Below are 24,452 nucleotides of genomic sequence, written 5' to 3'. Positions count from 1 at the left end.
CGGTGGGCCTCAGCAATGAGGCCCCCGCCGGGAACCGGCAGACGATCAGGAGATAGACGTGATCCAGCAGGAGTCGCGGCTTCGGGTCGCCGACAACACGGGTGCGAAGGAAATTCTCACCATCCGTGTTCTCGGTGGTTCGGGCCGCCGCTACGCGGGCATCGGTGACGTCATCGTCGCCACCGTCAAGGATGCGATCCCCGGTGGCAACGTGAAGAAGGGTGACGTCGTCAAGGCCGTCATCGTTCGCACCGTCAAGGAGCGCCGCCGTCCGGACGGCTCGTACATCCGCTTCGACGAGAACGCGGCCGTCATCCTCAAGAACGATGGCGACCCCCGCGGCACCCGCATCTTCGGCCCCGTGGGCCGGGAGCTGCGCGAGAAGAAGTTCATGAAGATCATCTCGCTCGCGCCGGAGGTGCTGTAACCGATGAAGATCAAGAAGGGCGACCTGGTCCAGATCATCACCGGCAAGGACAAGGGCAAGCAGGGCAAGGTCATCGCGGCCTTCCCCCGCGAGGACCGTGTCCTGGTCGAGGGTGTCAACCGGGTCAAGAAGCACACCAAGGCCGGTCAGACCGCTCGCGGCTCCAAGACCGGCGGCATCGTGACGACCGAGGCCCCGATCCACGTGAGCAACGTGCAGCTCGTTGTGGAGAAGGACGGCAACAAGGTCGTCACCCGCGTCGGGTACCGCTTCGACGACGAAGGCAACAAGATCCGCGTTGCCAAGCGGACCGGTGAGGACATCTGATGACTGCCACCACCAACGCGCCGCGCCTCAAGCAGCGCTACCGCGAAGAGATCGCCGGGAAGCTGAAGGACGAGTTCTCCTGCGAGAACGTCATGCAGATCCCCGGTCTGACCAAGATCGTGGTCAACATGGGTGTGGGCGACGCCGCCCGCGACTCCAAGCTGATCGAGGGTGCCATCAAGGACCTCACCACGATCACCGGCCAGAAGCCGGCCGTCACCAAGGCCCGTAAGTCCATCGCGCAGTTCAAGCTGCGCGAGGGCCAGCCGATCGGTGCCCACGTCACCCTCCGCGGTGACCGCATGTGGGAGTTCCTGGACCGCCTGCTGTCGCTCGCGCTGCCGCGCATCCGCGACTTCCGTGGTCTGTCCCCGAAGCAGTTCGACGGTCGGGGCAACTACACCTTCGGTCTCACGGAGCAGGTCATGTTCCACGAGATCGACCAGGACAAGATCGACCGGCAGCGGGGCATGGACATCACCGTGGTCACCACGGCGTCCAACGACGATGAGGGCCGCGCCCTGCTTCGTCACCTCGGCTTCCCGTTCAAGGAGAACTGACCGTGGCGAAGAAGGCTCTGATCGCTAAGGCGGCCCGCAAGCCGAAGTTCGCTGTGCGCGCGTACACGCGTTGCCAGCGCTGCGGCCGGCCGCACTCCGTCTACCGCAAGTTCGGCCTGTGCCGCGTGTGCCTCCGTGAGATGGCTCACCGTGGCGAGCTGCCGGGCGTGACCAAGAGCTCCTGGTAACCACCTACTTGGTGGGATCCGGAGTCTCTCGGTAAGCATCTGTTCGGCGGGGGCCCGCCCTTCGATCCCGTAGGGTAGAAGGGTTGGGCGCCCGCCGCCCAGGAACGACTTACTACGCCGAAGGTCCCCGCGCCGCACCCGTCCCGACCCAGCTCGGGGAGAGGGATGGCGCATACAGGAAACCCCGGCGAGAGAGGCCGAAGGCCAATTCATGACCATGACTGACCCCATCGCAGACATGCTCACGCGTCTGCGGAACGCGAACTCGGCGTACCACGACACCGTCGTGATGCCGCACAGCAAGATCAAGTCGCACATCGCGGAGATCCTCCAGCAGGAGGGCTACATCACCGGCTGGAAGGTCGAGGACGCCGAGGTCGGCAAGAACCTCGTCCTGGAGCTGAAGTTCGGCCCGAACCGCGAGCGCTCGATCGCCGGCATCAAGCGCATCTCGAAGCCGGGCCTGCGGGTCTACGCAAAGTCCACCAACCTGCCGAAGGTGCTCGGCGGCCTGGGCGTGGCGATCATCTCCACGTCGCACGGTCTCCTCACCGGTCAGCAGGCCAGCAAGAAGGGCGTAGGCGGAGAAGTTCTCGCCTACGTCTGGTAATTCGGGAACGGAGGAATAGCTAATGTCGCGTATTGGCAAGCTGCCCATCCAGGTTCCCGCTGGTGTGGACGTCACCATCGACGGCCGCACGGTGTCGGTGAAGGGCCCCAAGGGTTCCCTTTCGCACACCGTCGCCGCGCCGATCGAGGTCGCCAAGGGTGAGGACGGCTTCATCGCCGTCACCCGCCCGAACGACGAGCGTCAGAACAAGGCCCTGCACGGCCTGTCCCGCACGCTGGTGGCGAACATGATCACCGGCGTGACCCAGGGATTCAGCAAGGCGCTCGAGATCAGCGGTGTCGGTTACCGCGTCCAGGCGAAGGGCTCCAACCTGGAGTTCTCGCTCGGTTACAGCCACCCGATCCTGGTCGAGGCGCCCGAGGGCATCTCGTTCAAGGTCGAGTCCCCGACCAAGCTGAGCGTCGAGGGCATCGACAAGCAGAAGGTCGGCGAGGTCGCCGCGAACATCCGCAAGCTGCGCAAGCCCGACCCGTACAAGGCCAAGGGCGTCAAGTACGCCGGCGAGGTCATCCGCCGCAAGGTCGGAAAGGCTGGTAAGTAAGCCATGGCATACGGTGTGAAGGTCGCGAAGGGCGACGCCTACAAGCGCGCCGCCGCAAAGCGTCGCCACATCCGCATCCGTAAGCGGATTTCGGGTACGCCGGAGCGTCCGCGTCTGGTCGTGACGCGGTCCAACCGTGGTATCACCGCCCAGGTCATCGACGACATCAAGGGTCACACCCTGGCGTCGGCTTCGACCCTGGACGCGTCGATCCGTGGTGGCGAGGGCAACAAGACGGACCTGGCCAAGCAGGTCGGTTCCCTGGTCGCCGAGCGCGCCAAGGCCGCCGGCGTCGAGGCCGTCGTGTTCGACCGTGGTGGCAAGCAGTACGCCGGGCGGATTGCCGCTCTGGCCGACGCCGCCCGCGAAGCCGGGCTGAAGTTCTAAGCCCCGGTTCCGTAGCTAGCGGACGTAACAGAGAGAGGTAATTCCAATGGCTGGACCCCAGCGCCGCGGGAGCGGTGCCGGTGGCGGCGAGCGGCGGGACCGTAAGGACCGGCGGGACGGCGGCGCAGCTGCCGAGAAGACCGCCTACGTCGAGCGTGTTGTCGCCATCAACCGCGTCGCCAAGGTTGTGAAGGGTGGTCGTCGCTTCAGCTTCACCGCGCTGGTCGTGGTGGGCGACGGTGACGGCACCGTAGGTGTCGGTTACGGCAAGGCCAAGGAGGTGCCGGCCGCCATCGCCAAGGGCGTTGAGGAGGCCAAGAAGCACTTCTTCAAGGTCCCCCGTATCGGCGGCACCATCCCGCACCCGATCCAGGGCGAAGAGGCCGCGGGCGTCGTCCTGCTCAAGCCGGCTTCCCCCGGTACCGGTGTGATCGCCGGTGGCCCGGTGCGTGCCGTGCTGGAGTGCGCGGGCATCCACGACGTGCTGAGCAAGTCGCTCGGTTCGTCGAACCCGATCAACATCGTGCACGCCACGCGCGCCGCGCTCCAGGGCCTTCAGCGGCCCGAGGAGATCGCTGCCCGACGTGGCCTGCCGCTGGAGGACGTTGCTCCCGCCGCTCTGCTGCGGGCGCGTGCAGGGGTGAACGCGTAATGGCGTCGCTCAAGATCACGCAGACGAAGTCCATCATCGGCAGCAAGCAGAACCACCGTGACACCCTGCGCTCCCTTGGTCTCAAGGGCATCAACACGCAGGTCGTCAAGGAGGACCGCCCCGAGTTCCGCGGCATGGTGCACACCGTCCGCCACCTCGTGACGGTTGAGGAGGTCGACTGACATGGCGGAGCAGAACCCGCTGAAGGTCCACAACCTCCGGCCCGCCCCGGGCGCCAAGACCGCCAAGACCCGTGTGGGTCGTGGTGAGGCGTCCAAGGGTAAGACCGCTGGTCGTGGTACCAAGGGCACGAAGGCCCGCTACCAGGTTCCGGAGCGCTTCGAGGGTGGGCAGATGCCCCTCCACATGCGCCTCCCGAAGCTGAAGGGCTTCAAGAACCCCGCCCACAAGCAGTTCCAGGTCGTGAACCTGGACAAGCTGGCCGCGCTCTACCCGCAGGGTGGCGAGGTCACGGTGACCGACCTGGTCGCCAAGGGCGCGGTGCGCAAGAACGAGCTCGTCAAGGTCCTGGGCCAGGGCGAGATCTCCGTGGCGCTGACGGTGACGGTGGACTCCGTCTCCGGCTCCGCCAAGGAGAAGATTGTTGCTGCCGGCGGCAGCGTCACCGAGCTCATCTGAGCTCTGTGAATCAACTGACCGGGGATGCCCACGTATTGGGGCATCCCCGGTTGGTCGTTCCAAGGGGGGCATGGTCGCCGGTAAGGTGGCGTGCACTGTTGCTGTATTTTCCGGGGGTTCTTCCCCTGGGCCCCCGCCGCGTGGGCTAATGTCTGCGCGGTTTTGGCCGCTTTGTATTCGTCGATCCTCAAGACCGTCACCTCTCGCTCCAGAGGCGGGAGGCGCAGGAGGCACCGTGCTCACCGCGTTCGCCCGAGCGTTCAAGACGCCCGACCTGCGCAAGAAACTGCTGTTCACATTGGGCATCGTGCTCGTCTACCGGCTCGGAGCGCACGTTCCGGTGCCCGGGGTGAACTACTCCAATGTCGACACCTGCATGAAGCAGGCCGGTGCCAACGGCGGTCTCTTCGGCCTGGTGAACATGTTCAGCGGTGGTGCGCTGCTCCAGATCACGATCTTCGCGCTGGGGATCATGCCGTACATCACGGCAAGCATCATCCTCCAGCTGCTGACCGTGGTGATCCCCCGTCTGGAGGCACTCAAGAAAGAGGGCCAGTCCGGACAGGCGAAGATCACCCAGTACACCCGGTACCTGACCGTCGCGCTGGCGATCCTCCAGGGCACCGGCCTGGTCGCCACCGCCAAGAGCGGCGCGCTCTTCCAGGGCTGCCCGGTGGCCAGCGAGATCGTGCCGAGCGACTCGATCTTCACCACGATCACGATGGTCATCACGATGACCGCCGGTACGGCCATGGTCATGTGGCTCGGTGAGCTGGTGACCGACCGCGGCATCGGCAACGGCATGTCGATCCTGATGTTCGTCGGCATCGCGGCCGGCTTCCCCGGCTCGCTGTGGCAGATCAAGATGTCCGGCAAGCTGGCCGACGGCTGGATCGAGTTCTTCGCCGTCATCGTCGTGGGCCTGGCGATGGTCGCCCTCGTGGTCTTCGTCGAGCAGGCCCAGCGCCGCATCCCGGTGCAGTACGCCAAGCGGATGATCGGACGTCGTTCGTACGGTGGTACCTCCACCTACATCCCGCTCAAGGTGAACCAGGCGGGTGTAATCCCCGTCATCTTCGCTTCGTCGCTGCTCTACATCCCGGCCCTGGTGGCACAGTTCAGCGGGTCGAAGGCCGACTGGGTGGTCTGGATCGAAGCCAACTTCACCAAGGGCAACCACCCCGTCTACATCGTCACGTACTTCCTGCTGATCGTCTTCTTCGCGTTCTTCTACGTCGCTATTTCCTTCAACCCCGAGGAAGTTGCCGACAACATGAAGAAGTATGGTGGGTTCATCCCGGGCATCCGGGCTGGTCGCCCCACGGCCGAGTACCTCAGCTACGTGCTCAACCGGATCACGTGGCCGGGCTCGCTGTACCTGGGTCTGATCGCGCTGGTGCCAACAGTGGCGTTGGTGCTGTTCAAGGCCAACCAGAACTTCCCGTTCGGCGGGACGAGCATCCTGATCATCGTGGGTGTGGGTCTGGAGACCGTGAAGCAGATCGAGAGCCAGCTCCAGCAGCGCAACTACGAAGGGTTCCTCCGCTGATGCGAATCGTCCTCGTCGGGCCTCCTGGGGCCGGCAAGGGTACGCAGGCTGCGTACCTTGCCAAGAACCTCGCGATCCCGCACATCTCCACGGGCGACCTCTTCCGCGCCAACATCAGCCAGGGCACCGACCTCGGCAAAGAGGCGAAGTCCTACATGGACGCGGGCAACCTGGTGCCGGACTCGGTGACGATCGCGATGGCCGAGGACCGACTGGACCAGGAGGACGCCGGGCACGGCTTCCTGCTGGACGGCTTCCCGCGCAACCTGGGGCAGGCCGAAGCGCTGGACGAGTACCTCAAGGGCAAGGGCGTGAAGCTGGACGCCGTCCTGGACCTGGAGGTCCCCGAGGACGAGGTCGTCAAGCGGATCGCGGGCCGCCGGATCTGCCGCAACGACAGCAGCCACGTCTTCCACGTCGCGTACCAGCCCCCGAAGGCGGAGGGCGTCTGCGACATCTGCGGCGGCGACCTGTACCAGCGGGACGACGACCGCGAGGAGACCGTCCGCAAGCGGCTGGAGGTCTACCACACGGAGACCGAGCCGATCATCGACCACTACAAGGCGCAGGACCTGGTCGTCACGATCCCGGCCCTCGGCAAGGTCGAAGAGGTCACCCAGCGGTCGATGACCGCACTGGGCAAGGGCGAGTAGGCACGAAGATCCGCGATACGGCCGCGGTGCCCGGGCATGGGCGCCGCGGCCGTATCGTGTAGAGAGGCGGCACCTGCCGCCGCAGCAGCGTCGTAGTAGTCGGTTCAGGAAGGCGTAAGCCGCAATGGTGGAGATCAAGACCCCCGAGCAGATCGCGAAGATGCGCGAGGCGGGGCTGGTGGTCGCCGCCATCCACGCGGCGACGCGCGAGGTGGCGGTGCCCGGCGCCACCACCAAGGACCTGGACGACGCCGCGCGCAAGGTGCTGGCCGAGCACGGCGCCAAGTCGAACTTCCTCGGGTACGGCGGCTTCCCCGCGACGATCTGCACGTCGGTCAACGACGTCGTCGTCCACGGCATCCCCGACACCGAGACGGTCCTCGCCGACGGCGACATCATCTCCATCGACTGCGGCGCGATCATCGACGGCTGGCACGGCGACGCGGCCTACACCGCCTTCGTGGGCTCCGGTCACTCTCCGGAGCTGGTCGAGCTGAGCCGGGTGACCGAGGAGTCCATGTGGGCCGGCATCGCGGCCGTACGCAAGGGCAACCGCCTGGTCGACATCTCCAAGGCGATCGAGGGCTACATCCGCCGGCAGCCGCGCCCGGCGAACGGCAAGTACGGCATCGTCGAGGACTACGGCGGCCACGGCATCGGCTCGCAGATGCACATGGACCCGCACCTGCTGAACTACGTCGACCGCAAGCGCGGCCGCGGCCCGAAGCTGGTCCCCGGCTTCTGCATCGCCATCGAGCCCATGGTGAACCTGGGCACGGCCAAGACCCACGTCCTGGAAGACGACTGGACGGTCAAGTCGAACGACGGCAGCTGGTCCTCGCACTGGGAGCACTCGGTCGCGCTGACCGAGGAGGGCCCGCTGGTGCTGACCGCTCCCGACGGCGGCAAGGCCAAGCTGGCCGAGCTGGGCATCGAGGCGGCGCCCGATCCGCTGGCCTGACGGCTCGGTACGGCCTTCGGCGCGTCCCCGCCCCAAGGCGTAACGATCACTGTCGGTGGGCAATAATCGTGGATTCGTCTTTTCGGGAACGCTGACGTAGACTGACGCGTCGGCTGTCGTGCATCCGTGTGCCTGTTTGTCGGGTAAACGGCCGTACGAAGTCGATCAAGGTAGCCGATTCGAAGGGCGAAGCGTGGCCAAGAAGCAAGGTGCCATCGAGATCGAGGGCACCGTGATCGAGTCCCTGCCGAACGCGATGTTCAAGGTGGAGCTCCAGAACGGTCACAAGGTCCTCGCGCACATCAGCGGCAAGATGCGGATGCACTACATCCGCATCCTCCCGGATGACCGGGTCGTCGTGGAGCTGTCTCCCTACGACCTGACGCGTGGCCGGATCGTCTACCGCTACAAGTAGATCTTGTCGGCGCCCCCTCTCGCGGGGTGGCGGCACTGACCCGGAGAACCTCACATCCCATGAAGGTCAAGCCGAGCGTCAAGAAGATCTGCGACAAGTGCAAGGTGATCCGCCGTCACGGCCGGGTCATGGTGATCTGCGACAACCTGCGCCACAAGCAGCGCCAGGGCTGACGCACGCCGACCTCTCTGCATTTCGCAGTATCTTCGCGCGACGCATACGCACGCAATACGTACATACGCAGACACCCGACTCCACGTGATCACTCACGTGGAACGACACCCCCGGCTCGGAGGCCGGGGACCCGGCTCGTAATGCTCAAGAGTCTTACGGGAACGGTGCTGCGGAAGACCTCCGAATACATCAGGAGCCAATAGATGGCACGCCTCGCAGGCGTTGATCTCCCGCGCGAAAAGCGCGTCGAGGTCGCCCTCACCTACGTCTTCGGCATCGGGCGCACCCTGTCGCAGCAGACCCTCGCCGCCACCGGCGTGAACCCGGACACCCGCGTTCGCGACCTGGCCGAGGAAGACCTGGTCAAGATCCGCGAGTACGTGGACAACAACCTCAAGACCGAGGGTGACCTCCGTCGCGAGATCCAGGCCGACATCCGCCGCAAGGTCGAGATCGGCTGCTACCAGGGTCTGCGTCACCGCCGCGGCCTGCCGGTGCACGGACAGCGCACCAGCACGAACGCCCGTACCCGCAAGGGTCCGCGTCGCGCGATCGCCGGCAAGAAGAAGCCGGGCAAGAAGTAGTCCTCAGCGGACGCTCATCAGCGGTCTTCGCTGTAGGACCGACCACCTCCACCGGGAGTAATACATGCCTCCGAAGGGCCGTACGGCCGGCGCCAAGAAGGTGCGCCGCAAGGAGAAGAAGAACGTCGCCCACGGGCACGCTCACATCAAGAGCACGTTCAACAACACCATCGTTTCGATCACCGACCCCACGGGCAACGTGATCTCCTGGGCCTCGGCGGGCCACGTGGGCTTCAAGGGCTCGCGCAAGTCCACGCCGTTCGCCGCGCAGATGGCCGCCGAGTCGGCCGCCCGCCGCGCGCAGGAGCACGGCATGCGCAAGGTCGACGTCTTCGTCAAGGGTCCCGGCTCCGGCCGTGAGACCGCGATCCGCTCCCTCCAGGCCACCGGCCTCGAGGTCGGCTCGATCCAGGACGTCACCCCCACGCCGCACAACGGCTGCCGTCCCCCCAAGCGTCGTCGCGTCTGACGCCGGGGCCCGTCACCGGGCACTTTTTCGGGCGGTACGCCGCGACTCCTGGGAGCCGCGCCGTGCCGCCCGTACCCTTGTAGAAACCGCCGGGCCACCGTCCGGCGCAGCTGGCATCAAATAGCGGGTGCCAAGACTGGAAGGCGAAACACCTCATGCTGATCGCTCAGCGCCCCTCGCTGACCGAAGAGGTCGTCGACGAATACCGCTCCCGGTTCGTGATCGAGCCGCTGGAGCCGGGCTTCGGCTACACCCTCGGCAACTCCCTGCGTCGTACGCTCCTCTCCTCGATCCCGGGTGCGGCGGTCACGTCCATCCGCATCGACGGTGTCCTGCACGAGTTCACCACCGTGCCGGGCGTCAAGGAGGACGTCACCGACCTCATCCTCAACATCAAGCAGCTGGTCGTCTCCTCGGAGCACGACGAGCCGGTCGTGATGTACCTGCGCAAGCAGGGCCCCGGCCTGGTCACCGCTGCCGACATCGCCCCGCCGGCCGGCGTCGAGGTCCACAACCCGGACCTGGTCCTGGCCACGCTCAACGGCAAGGGCAAGCTGGAGATGGAGCTGACCGTCGAGCGCGGTCGCGGCTACGTCTCCGCCGTGCAGAACAAGCAGGTGGGCCAGGAGATCGGCCGTATCCCGGTCGACTCCATCTACTCCCCGGTGCTCAAGGTCACGTACAAGGTCGAGGCGACCCGTGTCGAGCAGCGCACCGACTTCGACAAGCTGATCGTCGACGTCGAGACCAAGCAGGCCATGCGTCCGCGTGACGCCATGGCGTCGGCCGGTAAGACCCTGGTCGAGCTGTTCGGTCTGGCGCGCGAGCTCAACATCGACGCCGAGGGCATCGACATGGGCCCGTCCCCGACGGACGCCGCCCTGGCCGCCGACCTGGCGCTGCCGATCGAGGAGCTGGAGCTCACCGTTCGGTCGTACAACTGCCTCAAGCGCGAGGGCATCCACTCCGTGGGTGAGCTCGTCGCCCGCTCCGAGGCGGACCTGCTCGACATCCGCAACTTCGGTGCGAAGTCGATCGACGAGGTCAAGGCGAAGCTGGCCGGCATGGGCCTGGCCCTGAAGGACTCGCCCCCCGGCTTCGACCCGACCGCCGCCGCCGACGCGTTCGGCGCCGACGACGACGCGGACGCCGGTTTCGTGGAGACCGAGCAGTACTGAGCCCGCCTGCGGCGGGTCGGCCGGAAACGGCGGCCCGCCGTACTCGGGTGCAGGCTTGATCGGCCTGCGGCCTCGTCCTCAAACTCCCCCAGCTACCGCTGGGAGGCGCCCCCAGGACGGGCTCGAAATGCAAAATCTTCCGCGTGGCACCCGCCTCGTGGGAACTGACACCGGTACCTGATACGGCCGGTGCAGCAATGAAGGAGAAATACCATGCCGAAGCCCGCCAAGGGTGCCCGTCTGGGCGGCAGCGCAGCGCACGAGCGTCTCATGCTGCGCAACCTGGCCACCGCGCTGTTCGAGCACGGCCGCATCACGACGACCGAGGCCAAGGCCCGTCGTCTGCGTCCGTACGCCGAGCGTCTGGTGACCAAGGCGAAGAAGGGTGACCTTCACAACCGCCGTCAGGTCATGCAGCTGGTGACCGACAAGGGCGTCGTGCACACGCTCTTCACGGAGATCGCGCCGCGCTTCGCGGAGCGTCCGGGTGGCTACACCCGCATCACCAAGATCGGCAACCGTCGTGGCGACAACGCCCCGATGGCCGTCATCGAGCTGGTCGAGGGCGAGATCGCCAAGAAGGCGACCGTCGCCGAGGCCGAGGCCGCGACGAAGCGCGCGGTGAAGGAGTCCGACGAGGCCGCCAAGGCCGAGGACACCAAGGGCGAGGCCGCCGAGGCCCCGGCCGAGGAGTCGAAGGACGCCTGAGCCTGCACACAGGCCGTAGGCCCTGTCGTCACATTCCCGCCTGCCGCGCGACGCCTGGCACGCACGCTCGCTGCGTTGCCGAAACGCCCGCGTAGCTCCGCTACGAGGGCGCCCCGGCGCCTTGCGATCGCACGCACCAGACGCCGCGCGGCCCGCCCTTCGGGCGGACAACGGGAATGTGACGACAGGACCTAGAACGGGCCCGCTCCCCTCAGGGGGGCGGGCCCGTTCCGCTTGAGAGGATGCTCGCGTGAGCGATGAAGTGGAGCCCGGGTTCGTACGGGCGCGGCTGGACCTTTCCTACGACGGGAAGGACTTCTCGGGTTGGGCGAAGCAGCGGTCGCGGCGCACGGTCCAGGAGGAGCTGGAGACCGCGCTGCGGACGGTGACGCGGTCGGCGGAGACGTACGAGCTGACCGTGGCGGGGCGGACGGACGCCGGTGTGCACGCGCGCGGGCAGGTGGCGCACGTGGACCTGCCCGCCGAGCTGTGGGCGGAGCACGCGGACAAGCTGCTGCGGCGGCTGGCGGGGCGGCTGCCGAAGGACGTACGGGTGTGGCGGGTGGCCGAGGCGCCGTACGGGTTCAACGCGCGGTTCTCGGCGGTCTGGCGGCGGTACGCCTACCGGGTGACCGACCACCCGGGCGGTGTGGACCCGCTGCTGCGCGGCCATGTGCTGTGGCACGACTGGGACCTGGACGTGGACGCGATGAACGCGGCGTCGCAGGCGTTGCTGGGGGAGCACGACTTCGCGGCGTACTGCAAGCGGCGCGAGGGGGCGACGACGATCCGCACGTTGCAGGAGCTGAGCTGGGTGCGGGACGGGGACGGGATCATCACCGCGACCGTCAAGGCGGACGCCTTCTGCCACAACATGGTGCGCTCGCTGGTCGGTGCGCTGCTGTTCGTGGGGGACGGGCACCGGCCGGTGGAGTGGCCGGGGAAGGTGCTGGCGGCCGGGGTGCGGGACTCGGCGGTGCACGTGGTGCGGCCGCACGGGCTGACGCTGGAAGAGGTCGGCTACCCGGCGGACGACCTGCTCATGGCCCGCAACAAGGAGGCGCGCAACAAGCGGACCCTGCCGGGGGGCGGCTGCTGCTGAGCCGCCCCGTGGCGGGGCGCGGGTGTCAGGACTGGGCCTGGGCGGCCTTCGCCGCCTGGTCCGTGCCGCGCTGCCAGATGCGCCCGTACGCGTACTGGCCGCCGTCGCGCGCGATCTGCAGGGCCTTGGTGGACGCCTTGGTGACGGCCGACCCGTCGAGGTTGCCGGCGATCGTGAAGTAGGCGTAGCGGCCGGTGGCGTTGGTGTACATGGTGCAGGGCGCGCCCTGGCAGAAGGACCCGACGCCGCCGCCGGCCAGCGGGGCGAGGTTGGCCTTGTTGGCGTCCTTGACCTTGAAGGCGGCGGCCTTGGAGTCGAAGACCGCGACGCCGACGGTGACCGCGACGCCGTCCTTGGAGTACGTGGCGCGCAGCAGCTGCTTGCAGCCGTTGTGCTTGAGCACGGAGCCGAGGGCGCCCTGGGTGCCGGCGGTGCAGTCGCCGGTGGCGGCGGTGCTCGTACGGGGGTAGGAGCGCTTGCCGACGACCATGGCCTGGTCCGGGAAGAGGTTCTCGGGGGTGAGGGGCGCGGTGTCCTTCTTGGGGTCGGTGATGTAGTCGCGCGGGTTCGGCGGCGGTGGTACGGAGACCTCGGAGAACGACGGCTTGGGGGCTGCGGACTCGGTCGGCAGTGTCACGGGGTGCGGAAGGTCGCCGCCCTTGTTGCTGGTGATCACGGCGGTGGCGACGATGCCCGCCACCGCGAGGGTCGCCAGCGCGCCGCCGCCGATGTACAGCCAGCGGCGGCGTCTGCTGCGTGCCTCGCTCTCGTCTGCGAGCGCGTCCCAGTCAGGAGTCGAGGAGTCCGGTCCCCCGGGGCCGTACGGCCCACCTTGCCCAAAGCTCATGCCGCGCATCCTAAACCGGTTGGTGGAACGCGGTGCGGGCGGCGACAATCCGGGGCTATGGGACACGTGGAGGCCGGACATCTGGAGTACTACCTGCCGGACGGGCGGGTGCTGTTGGGCGATGTGTCCTTCAGGGTCGGCGAGGGCGCCGCGGTGGCCCTGGTCGGCGCCAACGGGGCGGGCAAGACGACGCTGCTGCGGCTGATCTCGGGGGAGCTGCGGCCGCACGGCGGCGCGGTGAAGGTCAGTGGCGGGCTGGGGGTGATGCCGCAGTTCGTGGGCTCGGTGAGAGATGAGCGGACCGTGCGGGACCTGCTGGTCTCGGTGGCGCAGCCGCGGATCAGGGAAGCGGCGGCGGCCGTGGACGCGGCCGAGCATGCCGTGATGACGGTGGACGACGAGGCCGCGCAGATGCAGTACGCGCAGGCGCTCAGCGACTGGGCCGAGGCGCGCGGGTACGAGGCCGAGACGGTCTGGGACATGTGCACGATGGCCGCGCTGGGCGTCCCGTACGAGCAGGCGCAGTGGCGCCAGGTGCGCACACTCAGCGGCGGCGAGCAGAAGCGGCTGGTCCTGGAGTCGCTGCTGCGCGGCACCGACGAGGTGCTGCTGCTCGACGAGCCGGACAACTACCTGGACGTGCCGGGCAAGCGCTGGCTGGAGGAGCGGCTGCGCGAGACGAAGAAGACGGTGCTGTTCGTCAGCCACGACCGGGAGCTGCTGGCCCGCTCCGCCGAGAAGATCGTCAGTGTCGAGCCGGGGCCCGCCGGCTCGGACGTGTGGGTGCACGGCGGCGGCTTCGCCACGTACCACGAGGCGCGCAAGGAGCGCTTCGCCCGCTTCGAGGAGCTGCGGCGGCGCTGGGACGAGAAGCACGAGCAGCTGAAGAAGCTGGTGCGCAGCCTGCGGCAGGCCGCGGAGATCAGCCATGAGCTGGCCACCCGGTACCACGCCGCGCAGACCCGGCTGCGCAAGTTCGAGGAGGCGGGGCCGCCGCCGGAGCCGCCGCGCGAGCAGGAGATCACCATGCGGCTCAAGGGCGGCCGTACCGGCGTACGGGCGGTGACCTGCGAGAACCTTGAGCTGACCGGCCTGATGAAGCCCTTCGACCTGGAGGTTTTCTACGGGGAGCGGGTCGCGGTGCTGGGGTCGAACGGCTCCGGCAAGTCGCACTTCCTGCGGTTGCTCGCGGGGGAGGACGTGGCGCACACGGGGGCCTGGAAGCTGGGCGCCCGCGTCGTACCCGGCCACTTCGCGCAAACGCATGCTCACCCGGAGCTGGAGGGCCGCACGCTGCTGGACATCCTGTGGACGGAACACGCGAAAGACCGGGGCAAGGCGATGAGCGCCCTGCGCAGGTACGAGCTGGAGCGCCAGGCCGAGCAGCGCTTCGACCGGCTGTCGGGCGGCCAGCAGGCGCGCTTCCAGATCCTGCTGCTGGAGCTGGCGGGGACCACCGCCCTGCTGCTGGACGAGCCCACCGACAACCTCGACCTGGAGAGCGCCGAGGCGTTGCAGGAGGGGCTGGAGGCGTACGAGGGGACGGTGCTGGCGGTGACGCACGACCGGTGGTTCGCGCGGTCCTTCGACCGGTTCCTGGTCTTCGGCTCGGACGGGCGGGTGCGGGAGACGGCGGAGCCGGTGTGGGACGAGCGCCGGGTGGAGCGGAAGCGGTAGTTCTACTCCCGCCCCTCCCGCCCCCTCTCCGTCCCGCCTGGTCCGCCAGGCGGGGCACGTCCGGTGGTGGGCCGTGGGGTGGCGGCTCTTAGATTGAGCCATGAACGCGGACAAAGCGGGCGCGACGGGCGAGGAAGGGACCGCGGACGCGGAGGGTTCCCCGGCCGCCGGATGGCTGCTCGGGCGGGCGCCGTGGCCCCTGTGGGCGGCCGCCTCCGCGCTGATGGTGGCGGTGGTCTTCCACGTCCACCGGCGCAGCCCCACCGTCGGCATGGACAACGACTTCGTCGTGAAGGCGGCGCGGGCGCTGCTGGACGGCGAGGCCCCGTACGCCGACAAGCGGTTCCTGTACCTGCCGAGCGCGGTGCTGGCCGCGGTGCCCGAGGCGCTGCTGCCGGCCGGGGCGCTGCGGCTGCTGGTGCCGGTGGCGGGCGTGGGGCTGGTGCTATTGGGCTGGCTCGTCTCGCTGCGGATCTTCCGGATTCCCGTACGGAGCCGGCTGGCGGTGCTCGGCGTGGCGGCCCTGGCGTTCTTCGAGCCGTTCCGCAACGTCGTGAACATCGGGAACTGGACGCTGGCCTCCGTGGTGGCGCTGCCCCTGGTGCTGCTGCTGGCGCTGCGCTCCCGGTGGGTCGCCGCGGGCGCGGTCCTCGGCCTCGCGCTGGCCCTCAAGCCGCTGCTGGCGCCGCTGCTCCTGCTGCTGGTGCTCGCGCGGCGGTGGCGGGCCCTGGCGGTGGCGGTGGCGGTCCCGGCCGGGGCGTCCGTGCTGGCGGCGCTGGTGATGCCGCGGCCGGGCATGTTCTTCACCCGTACGCTGCCGTTCCTGCTGCACGGGCAGGACGGCTTCGCGCGCCCCTTCGACGCCTCGCCCGGCATGATCCTGACCCGGCTGGGCGTACCGGAGACCGCTGCGTACGGAGTGGCGGCGGTGGCGGCGGTGGCCGGGACCGGGTGCGCGTGGCTGCGGTGGCGGCGCGGCGACGAGGGGGCGCTGCGGCTGGTCGAGACCGCCGCGATGCTGATGCTCGCGGCCTTCCTGGTGTCCCGGCCGTCCTTCGACCACTACCTGCTGGTGGTGTTGCCGCCGCTGGCGGCCTCCGTTGTCCTGCCGGGTTCGGTGCCCCGCGCGGTGTGGTTCTGGGTCGCCCTGGTGCCGCAGGTCGGCGGGCTGCCCTGGCCGCATCTGGAGGGGCTGCACCGGCGGGCCTTCAAGGACACGGTGATGCTGTGCACCGTGGCGGTGGTGCTGGCGTGGACGTGTGTACGGCCGCGTGTGCCGGAGGTGGTGGCTATCATGCCCGCGGGGCCCGGGAGCGCGGATCGCACGCCGGTTCGGGACGTGTTTTGACCCGGCTGGGGGCGGCCCGGTATTCTGCCAGTTCGTTATGCGTATTGGCTTGCTCTATCTCACGTGAGGGGCCCTTACGCCGGTCCACCGGGCCGATGACCAGCGGCAGGAACCCGGGTTGCGTCACCCGTGGTGCCGCCAGTGCTGGAGATCGACCGAGGTGACCAGTACAGGACCCTATTCACTGAAGAAGCGAAGGCTAACCGTGCGTACGTTCAGCCCCAAGCCCGGCGATGTCCAGCGCCAGTGGCACATCATTGACGCGCAGGACGTTGTCCTGGGCCGTCTGGCCTCCCAGGCCGCGTCCCTCCTGAGGGGCAAGCACAAGCCGGTGTACGCGCCGCACGTCGACACCGGTGACTTCGTCATCATCGTCAACGCCGACAAGGTGCACCTGTCCGGCAACAAGCGCAGCCAGAAGATGGCCTACCGCCACTCCGGCTTCCCGGGCGGTCTGCGCTCGGTGCGCTACGACGAGCTCCTCGACAAGAACCCCGAGAAGGCCGTCGAGAAGGCCATCAAGGGCATGCTTCCCAAGAACACCCTGGGCCGTCAGATGCTCTCGAAGCTGAAGGTCTACGCGGGTGCCGAGCACCCGCACGCTGCCCAGCAGCCGGTCCCGTTCGAGATCACCCAGGTCGCGCAGTAAGTCCGGCCACCCCCTAAGACGAAGAGAATCTGAGGAGAATCGTGGCTGAGACCACCCCCGAGACCCCGCTGGACGAGGTCGAGGAGTACACCACCGAGACCGAGGTTCCGCTGGAGGGTGAGTACACCTCCGAGTCGCTCGCCTCGCGCTTCGGCGACCCGCAGCCGGCCGCCGGCCTGGGCCGTCGCAAGAACGCCATCGCCCGCGTGCGGATCATCCCCGGCTCCGGCCAGTGGAAGATCAACGGTCGTACTCTTGAGGGTTACTTCCCGAACAAGGTGCACCAGCAGGAAGTCAACGAGCCCTTCAAGGTGCTCGAACTCGACAACCGCTACGACGTGGTGGCCCGCATCTCCGGCGGCGGCATCTCCGGCCAGGCCGGCGCGCTGCGCCTGGGCGTGGCCCGTGCGCTGAACGAGGCGGACGAGGACAACAACCGCGGCCCGCTGAAGAAGGCCGGCTTCCTCAAGCGCGACGACCGTGCGGTCGAGCGCAAGAAGGCCGGTCTGAAGAAGGCCCGCAAGGCGCCGCAGTACAGCAAGCGCTAATTGCCGCTTGGCTGCTCGCGCAGCTCTTGGCGAACGCCCCGGTGGCACCATCCGTGCTGCCGGGGCGTTCGGCTATCCGGGACCAGCGGCGTATACCTGGACGCAATGTTCTGGTCCAAGTACATCAACTCGGAGGACACCAGTGGGACGACTCTTCGGCACGGACGGTGTGCGCGGTGTCGCCAACGCGGATCTCACGGCGGAGCTGGCGCTCGGTCTGTCGGTCGCGGCGGCGCACGTGCTTGCGGAGGCAGGCACGTTTGAGGGCCACCGGCCGGTGGCCGTGGTCGGGCGCGATCCGAGAGCGTCGGGGGAGTTCCTGGAGGCCGCCGTCGTCGCGGGCCTGGCCAGTGCGGGCGTGGACGTCCTGCGGGTCGGTGTGCTGCCCACCCCGGCCGTGGCGTACCTGACCGGGTCCCTCGGCGCCGACCTGGGCGTGATGCTCTCCGCCAGCCACAACCCGATGCCCGACAACGGCATCAAGTTCTTCGCCCGCGGCGGCCACAAGCTCGCCGACGAGCTGGAGGACCGCATCGAGCGCACCTACCGGTCGCACAGCTCCGGCGAGCCGTGGGAGCGGCCGACCGGCGCCGGCGTGGGCCGCGTCAAGGACTACGACCAGGGCTTCGACAATTACGTCGCCCACCTGGTGGGAGTCCTCCCCAACCGACTCGACGGCCTGAAGGTCGTCATCGACGGCGCGCACGGCGCGGCGTCCCGCGTCTCCCCCGAGGCGTTCGCCCGGGCCGGCGCCGAGGTCGTCACCATCGGCACCGACCCCGACGGCCTGAACATCAACGACGACTGCGGCTCCACGCACATCGGCAACCTGCGCGCCGCCGTCGTCGAGCACGGCGCCGACCTGGGTGTCGCGCACGACGGCGACGCGGACCGCTGCCTGGCGGTGGACCGCGAGGGCAACGAGATCGACGGCGACCAGATCCTCGCCGTCCTGGCCCTGGGCATGCGCGAGGCCGGCACGCTGCGCAAGAACACCGTCGTGGCGACCGTCATGTCCAACCTGGGCTTCAAGCTGGCCATGGAGCGCGAGGGCCTGACCTTCGTCCAGACGGCGGTCGGCGACCGGTACGTCCTGGAGGAGATGAAGGCCGGGGGCTACGCGCTCGGCGGCGAGCAGTCCGGGCACGTGATCGCGCTGGACCACGCGACGACCGGCGACGGCACGCTCACCGGCCTCATGCTGGCCGCGCGCGTCGCGGCGACGGGCCGCCCGCTGGGCGAGCTGGTCCGCGTCATGGACCGCCTGCCGCAGGTGCTGGTCAACGTGCCGGACGTGGACAAGACCCGGGTCGCTACGTCGCCCGAGGTCACCTCGGCCGTGGCGGAGGCGGAGCGCGAGCTGGGCGCCACCGGGCGGGTGCTGCTGCGTCCCTCGGGCACCGAGCCGCTGGTCCGGGTCATGGTCGAGGCCGCCGACATCGAGCAGGCGGGGGCCGTGGCCGGCCGCCTGGCGGATGTCGTGAAGTCGGCGCTGGGCTAGCCGGAAGTCCAAGGGGCGCCCGGAGTGCGGGGCGCCCCGGGGCCCCCTTAGGGGTGATCCCCGCCCCGGCCCCGGGGCGTGTCTCGTCGGCTGTGAGGATCCGCCGGAGCGGTGTGATCGCCAGGATGAGGCAGGTCGGGAGAGGCCCGACGCCACCTCCGCCCAAGGAGCCGCACCCGTGAAGCCCCGTCTGCGTATCGCCGTCGCCGCCCTGCTCGCCGGGCTCGGTCCCGTAGCGCTCGCCGCCCCGGCCTTCGCCGCCGCACCCGCCGCCGCCCCGGCACCGGTGCACCGGCCCGCCACCGGCCCCGACACCGAGGCTCTTCGCAAGGTCCTCGCGGGCGTGCCGGACGCGGACACCTCGGCGGCGCTGATACGGGTCGGCGGGAAGGGCAGCTGGACCGGGACCGCGGGAGTGCGGGACCTGCGGACCGGTGCCCCGGCCCTGGAGCACGCGCGCTTTCGCGCGGGCTCGACCACCAAGGTGGTGACCGCCGCGATCGTCCTCCAGCTCGCCGCCGAGGGCACGGTGGACCTGGACGCGCCGGTCTCCCGGTACCTGCCCGGCCTGCTCCCCGCCTCGTTCACCGAGCCGCCCACCGTACGGCACCTGCTGACCTACACCAGTGGTCTGCGGCCGGGGGCCAACCTGGGCAATACCACGGAGGAGATGTACGCGAACCGGTTCCGGACGCTGTCCCCGGAACGGGTGGTCGCCACCGCCGTCGCCAAGGGACCGGCCTTCACCCCGGGAACGCGGCAGGTCTACCAGAACATCGACTACACCGTCCTCGGTCTGCTGATCGAGAAGGTGACGGGCGACGCGTACGCGCACCAGGCCCAGGCGCGGATCTTCCGGCCGCTCGGTATGCGGCACACCGGCTTTCCCGCGGGGGCCGACCCGCGCGTCCACGGCCCGCACAACCGCGGCTACGCCGTCGTCGGCGGCCGGACCGCCGATGTCACCGAATGGAACATGTCCGACCGGTGGGCGGCCGGCGACATGATCTCCACCACCGCCGACCTGGAGCGCTTCCTCGTCGCCCTGTTCTCCGGGCGCGTGGTGCCCGATCCGCAGCTCAAGGAGATGTTCACCGTCCCGGGCATCAAGGGGGCGACGTACGGTGCGGGGCTCCAGCGGTTCGTCGTCGGCGGCAAGGAGATCTGGGGCAAGACGGGCTCCCGGCCCGGCTACCACACGGTGCTCGCCGCCACCCGCGACCTGTCCCGCACCCTGGTGTACTCGGTGAACAGCAAGAGCGCCCGCGAGGACGGCTTCGCGCTCGTACAGCGCTTCGGCCTGCCGGCCTTCAACCGCTGACGGCCGGTTCGGGCCGCTCTTCCCGGCGGCCGACGCGTCAGCCGCGTACGCGCTTCCTGCCGGCCCAGAACGCCTTCTGGGCCAGCAGCGTCAGCGTGCCGGCGACGACGATGCCGACGAGGTTCAGCAGAAGCTGTTCCGTGGAGCCCCACGCCTGCCGGTACGAGCCGTAGCCGAAGGCGACGGCGGCGTTCGCGGCGGCCGGGACGGTGGTGACCGAGATCGCCACGCCGACCAGGGCACCGGACTTCGCCGAGGTCAGGGACAGCGTCCCGGCGGCTCCGGCGAGCAGGGCCACGACGAAGGACATCGGGTCCGGCTGCCAGATGAACGACGTGTTGGGGCGTGCCCCCTCGACCTGGCTCTCCTTGAAGAGCCCCGCCGCGTCCATGACGAGGCTGAACCCCGCGGTCACCACCATCGCCACCGCGAAGCCCACGACCAGGGCCAGCAGGGAGCGCCAGGCCAGCCGGGGCGCGCGGCGCACCAGGGCCGTGCAGACGCCGGCCAGCGGGCCGAACTCCGGGCCGACGGCCATCGCGCCGACGATCAGGATCGCGTTGTCCAGCACCACGCCGCAGGCCGCGATCATCGTGGCGAGCGTGAGGAACGCCAGATAGGTGAAGGAGAGCGTGGACTCCTCGTGGGTGGCGTCGGTCAGCGACTCCCACAGCACGGCGTCCGCGCCCTCGCCGGGCGCGTCCCGCTCCGCCCGGTCCGCGCGGGCGGACAGGGACAGGTCGATGTTCTCGACGGCGATGGCGCCGTCCCGGTCGATGCCGAGCGCCCGCAGCTCGTTCAGCAGGCCGTCACCTGCCTCGCGGGCCACGTCGCACAGGATCACGTCGCCCCGCGGGTCGCGCGCGGCGCCGCTCAGCACGGCCAGGTGGGTGGTGCCGACGGTGTTCTCCACCAGGTGCAGCACGGCGTCCGTACGGTCGGCGGGGACGATCAGGCGCAGGTGCAGCACGGCGTACTCCTAGCGGGCGGCAGGCGGCGGCGGTGATGGTGCCCGCTTCCGTCAGAGCTTGCGCAGCGAGAGCCGCTGCACCTTGTGGTCGGGGCCCTTGCGCAGCACCAGGTTCGCGCGGCCGCGGGTCGGCGCGACGTTCTGTTCGAGGTTGGGCTTGTTGACGGTGCGCCAGATCATCCTGGCGTAGTCCAGGGCCTCTTCCTCGGAAACCTGCGTGTACTTGCGGAAGTACGAGAACGGATTCTGGAACGCGGTCTCGCGCAGCTTGCGGAAGCGTCCCAGGTACCAGCGCTCGATGTCCTCGGTGCGGGCGTCCACGTACACCGAGAAGTCGAAGAAGTCGGCGAGGCCGAGCCGGGTGCGGCCGTCCTTGCCCGGCAGGGCGGGCTGCAGGACGTTCAGGCCCTCGACGATCAGGATGTCGGGCCGGTGCACGGTCAGCCGTTCGCCCGGCACGATGTCGTAGATCAGGTGGGAGTAGACCGGGGCGCTGACCTCGGACTTCCCCGACTTCACATCGGCCACGAAGCGGGTCAGCGCCCGGCGGTCGTACGACTCGGGGAAGCCCTTGCGCGACATCAGGCCGCGGCGGTGCAGCTCGGCGTTGGGGAACAGGAAGCCGTCGGTGGTGACCAGCTCGACGCGCGGGTGCTCGGGCCAGCGGGCCAGCAGCGCCTGGAGGAGCCGCGCCGTGGTGGACTTGCCGACCGCCACGCTGCCCGCGACCCCTATGACGAACGGGGTGCCGGGCTGCGCGCCGTGGCCGCCGCCCGCGTCGCCGAGGAAGGTGTTCAGGGCGCCGCGCAGGTTGCTGGAAGCGCCCACGTACAGGTTGAGCAGGCGGGACAGCGGAAGGTAGACGTCGCGGACCTCGTCCAGGTCGATGACGTCGCCCAGGCCGCGCAGCCGCTCGACCTCCTCGGCGGTCAGCGGCAGCGGAGTCTTCTCCCGCAGGGCGCTCCACTCGGCGCGCGTCAGGTCGACGTACGGCGTGCGCTCGGCGCGGCGGCGGTGCTGCGACTCGGTCGGCTCTGTCGTGAGGGGCACGCGCCCATTGTCCGCAGGCACGGCGGCCGGCTCACCCCGGGGTGGGGTTGTGGCCGCCGGGGCCGCGTGTCGCGCCGCCGCGCGGGCCCGGCACGGCGGCGCCGTTGACCGGATGGCGCAGGGGCATTGATCGGCCGGGCCCGTAGGCTGCCCCCATGTGCGGAATCGTGGGTTACGTGGGCGGCCGGTCCGCCCTGGACGTCGTTCTCGCCGGGTTGAAGCGGCTGGAGTACCGCGGCTACGACTCGGCCGGGGTGGCCGTGCTGGCCGACGGGGGGCTGGCGGCGGCCAAGAAGGCGGGCAAACTCGCCAACCTGGAGAAGGAACTGGCCGACCGTCCGCTGCCGGCCGGCGCGACCGGTGTCGGGCACACCCGGTGGGCCACGCACGGCGGGCCGACCGACGCCAACGCCCATCCGCACCTGGACAACGCCGGGCGGGTCGCCGTCGTCCACAACGGCATCATCGAGAACTTCGCGGCCCTGCGCGCCGAACTGGCCGAGCGCGGTCACACGTTGGCCTCCGAGACGGACACGGAGGTCGTCGGGCACCTGCTCGCGGAGGACTTCTCCTCCTGCGGGGACCTGGCCGAGGCGATGCGCCAGGTGTGCCGCCGGCTGGAGGGCGCGTTCACGCTGGTGGCGGTGCACGCGGACGCGCCGGACGTGGTGGTGGGCGCCCGCCGCAACTCCCCGCTGGTGGTGGGCGTGGGCGAGGACGAGGCGTTCCTGGCCTCGGACGTGGCGGCGTTCATCGCGTACACCCGCGAGGCCGTCGAACTGGGGCAGGACCAGGTGGTGGAGGTGCGCAGGGACGGGGTGACGGTCACCGGCTTCGACGGCGCGCCGGGGGAGGTGCGGCACTACCACGTGGACTGGGACGCGTCGGCCGCCGAGAAGGGCGGCTACGACTACTTCATGCTCAAGGAGATCGCCGAGCAGCCGAAGGCCGTCGCCGACACACTGCTGGGCCGGGTGGACGCCTCCGGGGTGCTCTCGCTGGACGAGGTGCGCATCCCCGTATCGGTGCTGCGCGAGGCCACGAAGGTGGTGATAGTGGCCTGCGGCACGGCCTTCCACGCCGGGATGATCGCCAAGTACGCCATCGAGCACTGGACGCGCATCCCCTGCGAAGTGGAGCTGGCGAGCGAGTTCCGCTACCGGGACCCGATCCTGGACCCGCGCACGCTGGTCGTCGCCATCTCGCAGTCCGGCGAGACGATGGACACGCTGATGGCGGTGCGGCACGCCCGCGAGCAGGGCGCGAAGGTGCTCGCGGTCTGCAACACCAACGGCTCGACGATCCCGCGCGAGTCGGACGCCGTGCTGTACACCCACGCGGGCCCCGAGGTGGCGGTCGCCTCGACCAAGGCGTTCCTGACGCAGCTGGTGGCCTGCTATCTGCTCGCGCTGTACCTGGGCCAGGTGCGGGGCACCAAGTGGGGCGACGAGATCCGGGCCGTGGTGCGCGAGCTGGCCGAGATCGGCACCCAGGTCGACCAGGTCCTGGGCACGATGGAGCCGGTGCGGGAGCTGGCGCGCGGCCTCTCGGACCAGAACACGGTGCTGTTCCTGGGGCGGCACGTGGGCTACCCGGTCGCCCTGGAGGGCGCGCTGAAGCTCAAGGAACTCGCGTACATGCACGCGGAGGGCTTCGCGGCGGGCGAGCTGAAGCACGGTCCGATCGCCTTGATCGAGGAGGGCGTGCCGGTCGTCGTGGTGGTGCCGTCGCCGCGCGGGCGGTCCGTCCTGCACGACAAGATCGTCTCGAACATCCAGGAGATCCGGGCCAGGGGCGCGCGCACGATCGTGATCGCGGAGGAGGGCGACGAGACGGTCGTCCCGTACGCGGACCACATCGTGCGCATCCCGCGCACGCCCACCCTGCTCCAGCCGCTGGTCTCCACGGTGCCGCTCCAGGTCTTCGCCTGCGAACTGGCCACCGCGCGCGGCAACGAGGTCGACCAGCCGCGCAACCTCGCCAAGTCGGTGACGGTCGAATGATCATCGGGGTGGGGATCGACGTCGCCGAGATCGACCGCTTCGCGGCGGCGCTGGAACGGACGCCGGAGATGGCGGGCCGGCTGTTCGTCGAGGCGGAGCTGACGCTGCCGAGCGGCGAGCGGCGGGGTGTCGCGTCGCTCGCGGCGCGGTTCGCGGCCAAGGAGGCGGTGGCCAAGGCGCTGGGCGCGCCCGGCGGGCTGCGGTGGACGGACGCGGAGGTGGCGGTGCTGGAGACCGGGCAGCCGATACTCAAGATCAGCGGGACGGTCGCGGCGCGGGCGGCACGACTCGGCGTCCGCTCGTGGCACGTGTCGCTCAGTCACGACGCGGGGGTGGCCTCGGCGGTGGTGGTCGCGGAGGGCTGAGCGGCGCCCGTGACTGCGCCGGGCGAGC

The 24,452-nt window shown here is 69.5% G+C and carries 31 protein-coding genes; 28 read left to right on the top strand and 3 right to left on the bottom strand.

The annotated features are described in order from the left end of the window. The first annotated feature begins 58 nt into the window (after window positions 1-58). The 20 genes from rplN to truA all read left to right on the top strand — a co-directional run bounded on the left by rplN (window position 59) and on the right by truA (window position 12,145). Window positions 59-427 carry a 50S ribosomal protein L14 gene (rplN, locus tag ACH4K4_RS20425; RefSeq protein WP_003974257.1) on the top strand — a complete coding sequence of 123 codons (369 nt, stop codon included), beginning with the start codon at window positions 59-61 and terminating at the stop codon, window positions 425-427. A gap of 3 nt (window positions 428-430) precedes the next feature. Next, window positions 431-754: a 50S ribosomal protein L24 gene (gene rplX, locus ACH4K4_RS20420; protein ID WP_360124509.1), complete on the top strand. Its 324-nt coding sequence runs from the start codon at window positions 431-433 to the stop codon at window positions 752-754. Beyond that, entirely contained in the window at window positions 754-1,314 is a 561-nt protein-coding gene (gene rplE / locus ACH4K4_RS20415; RefSeq protein WP_398168956.1) for a 50S ribosomal protein L5, read from the top strand. Before rplX ends, rplE begins: the two co-directional genes overlap by 1 nt. Window positions 1,315-1,316: 2 nt before the next feature. Beyond that, complete coding sequence (locus ACH4K4_RS20410; RefSeq protein WP_004571834.1) at window positions 1,317-1,502, top strand: type Z 30S ribosomal protein S14; 186 nt, start codon at window positions 1,317-1,319, stop codon at window positions 1,500-1,502. 211 nt (window positions 1,503-1,713) lie between these two features. Further along, a complete protein-coding gene (gene rpsH / locus ACH4K4_RS20405) occupies window positions 1,714-2,112 on the top strand; it encodes a 30S ribosomal protein S8 (protein WP_260639342.1) in 399 nt (132 codons plus the stop codon). Window positions 2,113-2,134: 22 nt separating this feature from the next. Next, window positions 2,135-2,674, top strand: a complete 540-nt coding sequence (gene rplF, locus ACH4K4_RS20400) for a 50S ribosomal protein L6 (protein WP_398168955.1) — start codon at window positions 2,135-2,137, stop codon at window positions 2,672-2,674. Between the two features lie 3 nt (window positions 2,675-2,677). After that, the gene (rplR, locus tag ACH4K4_RS20395; RefSeq protein WP_030375637.1) at window positions 2,678-3,061 is read left to right on the top strand and encodes a 50S ribosomal protein L18; all 384 of its coding nucleotides are present in this window, start codon (window positions 2,678-2,680) and stop codon (window positions 3,059-3,061) included. Between the two features lie 46 nt (window positions 3,062-3,107). Further along, window positions 3,108-3,713, top strand: coding sequence for a 30S ribosomal protein S5 (rpsE, locus tag ACH4K4_RS20390; protein WP_030016981.1), 606 nt, complete (start codon window positions 3,108-3,110; stop codon window positions 3,711-3,713). Then, window positions 3,713-3,895 carry a 50S ribosomal protein L30 gene (gene rpmD / locus ACH4K4_RS20385; protein ID WP_360124500.1) on the top strand — a complete coding sequence of 61 codons (183 nt, stop codon included), beginning with the start codon at window positions 3,713-3,715 and terminating at the stop codon, window positions 3,893-3,895. Before rpsE ends, rpmD begins: the two co-directional genes overlap by 1 nt. Before the next feature lies 1 nt (window position 3,896). Then, window positions 3,897-4,352 (top strand): 50S ribosomal protein L15, encoded by a 456-nt coding sequence (gene rplO / locus ACH4K4_RS20380; protein WP_360124497.1) that lies wholly within the window; start codon window positions 3,897-3,899, stop codon window positions 4,350-4,352. 235 nt (window positions 4,353-4,587) lie between these two features. Then, entirely contained in the window at window positions 4,588-5,901 is a 1,314-nt protein-coding gene (gene secY / locus ACH4K4_RS20375; protein WP_398168953.1) for a preprotein translocase subunit SecY, read from the top strand. Next, the gene (locus ACH4K4_RS20370; protein ID WP_398168951.1) at window positions 5,901-6,554 is read left to right on the top strand and encodes an adenylate kinase; all 654 of its coding nucleotides are present in this window, start codon (window positions 5,901-5,903) and stop codon (window positions 6,552-6,554) included. Before secY ends, ACH4K4_RS20370 begins: the two co-directional genes overlap by 1 nt. A 124-nt stretch (window positions 6,555-6,678) precedes the next feature. Next, window positions 6,679-7,515 (top strand): type I methionyl aminopeptidase, encoded by an 837-nt coding sequence (gene map, locus ACH4K4_RS20365; RefSeq protein WP_398168949.1) that lies wholly within the window; start codon window positions 6,679-6,681, stop codon window positions 7,513-7,515. Window positions 7,516-7,708: 193 nt separating this feature from the next. After that, window positions 7,709-7,930, top strand: a complete 222-nt coding sequence (gene infA, locus ACH4K4_RS20360) for a translation initiation factor IF-1 (protein WP_003956442.1) — start codon at window positions 7,709-7,711, stop codon at window positions 7,928-7,930. Window positions 7,931-7,989: 59 nt separating this feature from the next. After that, window positions 7,990-8,103: a 50S ribosomal protein L36 gene (gene rpmJ, locus ACH4K4_RS20355; protein ID WP_003956441.1), complete on the top strand. Its 114-nt coding sequence runs from the start codon at window positions 7,990-7,992 to the stop codon at window positions 8,101-8,103. A gap of 204 nt (window positions 8,104-8,307) precedes the next feature. Continuing rightward, window positions 8,308-8,688 carry a 30S ribosomal protein S13 gene (gene rpsM, locus ACH4K4_RS20350; RefSeq protein ID WP_006604894.1) on the top strand — a complete coding sequence of 127 codons (381 nt, stop codon included), beginning with the start codon at window positions 8,308-8,310 and terminating at the stop codon, window positions 8,686-8,688. A gap of 64 nt (window positions 8,689-8,752) precedes the next feature. Beyond that, a complete protein-coding gene (gene rpsK / locus ACH4K4_RS20345) occupies window positions 8,753-9,157 on the top strand; it encodes a 30S ribosomal protein S11 (protein WP_004571845.1) in 405 nt (134 codons plus the stop codon). A 155-nt stretch (window positions 9,158-9,312) separates the two neighbouring features. Then, a complete protein-coding gene (locus ACH4K4_RS20340; RefSeq protein WP_003956430.1) occupies window positions 9,313-10,335 on the top strand; it encodes a DNA-directed RNA polymerase subunit alpha in 1,023 nt (340 codons plus the stop codon). 213 nt (window positions 10,336-10,548) lie between these two features. Next, window positions 10,549-11,043, top strand: a complete 495-nt coding sequence (gene rplQ, locus ACH4K4_RS20335; RefSeq protein WP_398168948.1) for a 50S ribosomal protein L17 — start codon at window positions 10,549-10,551, stop codon at window positions 11,041-11,043. A gap of 250 nt (window positions 11,044-11,293) precedes the next feature. Next, window positions 11,294-12,145, top strand: coding sequence for a tRNA pseudouridine(38-40) synthase TruA (truA, locus tag ACH4K4_RS20330; protein WP_398168946.1), 852 nt, complete (start codon window positions 11,294-11,296; stop codon window positions 12,143-12,145). Window positions 12,146-12,170: 25 nt separating this feature from the next. Here truA and ACH4K4_RS20325 read toward each other — a convergent pair whose 3' ends face one another. Continuing rightward, entirely contained in the window at window positions 12,171-12,992 is an 822-nt protein-coding gene (locus ACH4K4_RS20325; RefSeq protein WP_398168945.1) for a hypothetical protein, read from the bottom strand. A gap of 57 nt (window positions 12,993-13,049) precedes the next feature. Here ACH4K4_RS20325 and ACH4K4_RS20320 point away from each other — a divergent pair, with 57 nt between their 5' ends. From ACH4K4_RS20320 to ACH4K4_RS20295, 6 genes are all read left to right on the top strand, one after another. After that, window positions 13,050-14,669: an ABC-F family ATP-binding cassette domain-containing protein gene (locus ACH4K4_RS20320; RefSeq protein ID WP_398168944.1), complete on the top strand. Its 1,620-nt coding sequence runs from the start codon at window positions 13,050-13,052 to the stop codon at window positions 14,667-14,669. 100 nt (window positions 14,670-14,769) lie between these two features. Next, window positions 14,770-16,017, top strand: coding sequence for a glycosyltransferase family 87 protein (locus ACH4K4_RS20315; RefSeq protein ID WP_398168942.1), 1,248 nt, complete (start codon window positions 14,770-14,772; stop codon window positions 16,015-16,017). 205 nt (window positions 16,018-16,222) lie between these two features. After that, on the top strand, window positions 16,223-16,666 hold the full coding sequence (gene rplM, locus ACH4K4_RS20310) for a 50S ribosomal protein L13 (RefSeq protein WP_073768941.1): 444 nt from the start codon (window positions 16,223-16,225) through the stop codon (window positions 16,664-16,666). A 41-nt stretch (window positions 16,667-16,707) separates the two neighbouring features. Continuing rightward, the gene (gene rpsI / locus ACH4K4_RS20305; RefSeq protein ID WP_030016969.1) at window positions 16,708-17,214 is read left to right on the top strand and encodes a 30S ribosomal protein S9; all 507 of its coding nucleotides are present in this window, start codon (window positions 16,708-16,710) and stop codon (window positions 17,212-17,214) included. Window positions 17,215-17,356: 142 nt separating this feature from the next. Beyond that, window positions 17,357-18,715, top strand: a complete 1,359-nt coding sequence (gene glmM / locus ACH4K4_RS20300) for a phosphoglucosamine mutase (protein WP_398168941.1) — start codon at window positions 17,357-17,359, stop codon at window positions 18,713-18,715. Window positions 18,716-18,893: 178 nt separating this feature from the next. Next, window positions 18,894-20,036 carry a serine hydrolase domain-containing protein gene (locus ACH4K4_RS20295; protein WP_398168940.1) on the top strand — a complete coding sequence of 381 codons (1,143 nt, stop codon included), beginning with the start codon at window positions 18,894-18,896 and terminating at the stop codon, window positions 20,034-20,036. 37 nt (window positions 20,037-20,073) lie between these two features. On the opposite strand, the gene ACH4K4_RS20290 is transcribed toward ACH4K4_RS20295, so the two are convergent. Together ACH4K4_RS20290 and coaA are read right to left on the bottom strand one after the other, a co-directional pair. Next, a complete protein-coding gene (locus tag ACH4K4_RS20290) occupies window positions 20,074-21,006 on the bottom strand; it encodes a DUF389 domain-containing protein (RefSeq protein WP_398168938.1) in 933 nt (310 codons plus the stop codon). Window positions 21,007-21,057: 51 nt separating this feature from the next. Continuing rightward, a complete protein-coding gene (coaA, locus tag ACH4K4_RS20285) occupies window positions 21,058-22,056 on the bottom strand; it encodes a type I pantothenate kinase (protein WP_398168936.1) in 999 nt (332 codons plus the stop codon). A gap of 155 nt (window positions 22,057-22,211) precedes the next feature. On the opposite strand from coaA, the gene glmS reads away from it, so the two are divergent. Both glmS and ACH4K4_RS20275 read left to right on the top strand, forming a co-directional pair. Then, window positions 22,212-24,059 carry a glutamine--fructose-6-phosphate transaminase (isomerizing) gene (glmS, locus tag ACH4K4_RS20280; RefSeq protein ID WP_398168935.1) on the top strand — a complete coding sequence of 616 codons (1,848 nt, stop codon included), beginning with the start codon at window positions 22,212-22,214 and terminating at the stop codon, window positions 24,057-24,059. Beyond that, complete coding sequence (locus ACH4K4_RS20275; RefSeq protein WP_398168933.1) at window positions 24,056-24,424, top strand: holo-ACP synthase; 369 nt, start codon at window positions 24,056-24,058, stop codon at window positions 24,422-24,424. The genes glmS and ACH4K4_RS20275 overlap by 4 nt, the downstream gene beginning before the upstream one ends. Window positions 24,425-24,452: the final 28 nt, after the last annotated feature.

It is taken from the genome of Streptomyces sp. NPDC017529 (genome assembly GCF_044329785.1).
Lineage (GTDB): Bacteria > Actinomycetota > Actinomycetes > Streptomycetales > Streptomycetaceae > Streptomyces.
This window is presented reverse-complemented; position numbering and strand designations above follow the sequence as displayed.

Excerpts from the sequence above, each read along its gene's own strand:
- ACH4K4_RS20370 (WP_398168951.1), top strand. The coding sequence starts at position 5,901 with ATGCGAATCGTCCTCGTCGGGCCTCCTGGGGCCGGCAAGGGTACGCAG.
- rplE (WP_398168956.1), top strand. The coding sequence starts at position 754 with ATGACTGCCACCACCAACGCGCCGCGCCTCAAGCAGCGCTACCGCGAA.
- rpsH (WP_260639342.1), top strand. The coding sequence starts at position 1,714 with ATGACCATGACTGACCCCATCGCAGACATGCTCACGCGTCTGCGGAAC.
- rpmJ (WP_003956441.1), top strand. The coding sequence starts at position 7,990 with ATGAAGGTCAAGCCGAGCGTCAAGAAGATCTGCGACAAGTGCAAGGTG.
- rpsK (WP_004571845.1), top strand. The coding sequence starts at position 8,753 with ATGCCTCCGAAGGGCCGTACGGCCGGCGCCAAGAAGGTGCGCCGCAAG.
- ACH4K4_RS20340 (WP_003956430.1), top strand. The coding sequence starts at position 9,313 with ATGCTGATCGCTCAGCGCCCCTCGCTGACCGAAGAGGTCGTCGACGAA.
- glmS (WP_398168935.1), top strand. The coding sequence starts at position 22,212 with ATGTGCGGAATCGTGGGTTACGTGGGCGGCCGGTCCGCCCTGGACGTC.
- ACH4K4_RS20315 (WP_398168942.1), top strand. The coding sequence starts at position 14,770 with ATGAACGCGGACAAAGCGGGCGCGACGGGCGAGGAAGGGACCGCGGAC.
- rpsM (WP_006604894.1), top strand. The coding sequence starts at position 8,308 with ATGGCACGCCTCGCAGGCGTTGATCTCCCGCGCGAAAAGCGCGTCGAG.
- rpsE (WP_030016981.1), top strand. The coding sequence starts at position 3,108 with ATGGCTGGACCCCAGCGCCGCGGGAGCGGTGCCGGTGGCGGCGAGCGG.
- map (WP_398168949.1), top strand. The coding sequence starts at position 6,679 with ATGGTGGAGATCAAGACCCCCGAGCAGATCGCGAAGATGCGCGAGGCG.
- rplO (WP_360124497.1), top strand. The coding sequence starts at position 3,897 with ATGGCGGAGCAGAACCCGCTGAAGGTCCACAACCTCCGGCCCGCCCCG.
- rplR (WP_030375637.1), top strand. The coding sequence starts at position 2,678 with ATGGCATACGGTGTGAAGGTCGCGAAGGGCGACGCCTACAAGCGCGCC.
- rplQ (WP_398168948.1), top strand. The coding sequence starts at position 10,549 with ATGCCGAAGCCCGCCAAGGGTGCCCGTCTGGGCGGCAGCGCAGCGCAC.
- ACH4K4_RS20275 (WP_398168933.1), top strand. The coding sequence starts at position 24,056 with ATGATCATCGGGGTGGGGATCGACGTCGCCGAGATCGACCGCTTCGCG.
- rplX (WP_360124509.1), top strand. The coding sequence starts at position 431 with ATGAAGATCAAGAAGGGCGACCTGGTCCAGATCATCACCGGCAAGGAC.
- rpmD (WP_360124500.1), top strand. The coding sequence starts at position 3,713 with ATGGCGTCGCTCAAGATCACGCAGACGAAGTCCATCATCGGCAGCAAG.
- ACH4K4_RS20320 (WP_398168944.1), top strand. The coding sequence starts at position 13,050 with ATGGGACACGTGGAGGCCGGACATCTGGAGTACTACCTGCCGGACGGG.
- ACH4K4_RS20325 (WP_398168945.1), bottom strand. The coding sequence starts at position 12,992 with ATGAGCTTTGGGCAAGGTGGGCCGTACGGCCCCGGGGGACCGGACTCC.
- rplF (WP_398168955.1), top strand. The coding sequence starts at position 2,135 with ATGTCGCGTATTGGCAAGCTGCCCATCCAGGTTCCCGCTGGTGTGGAC.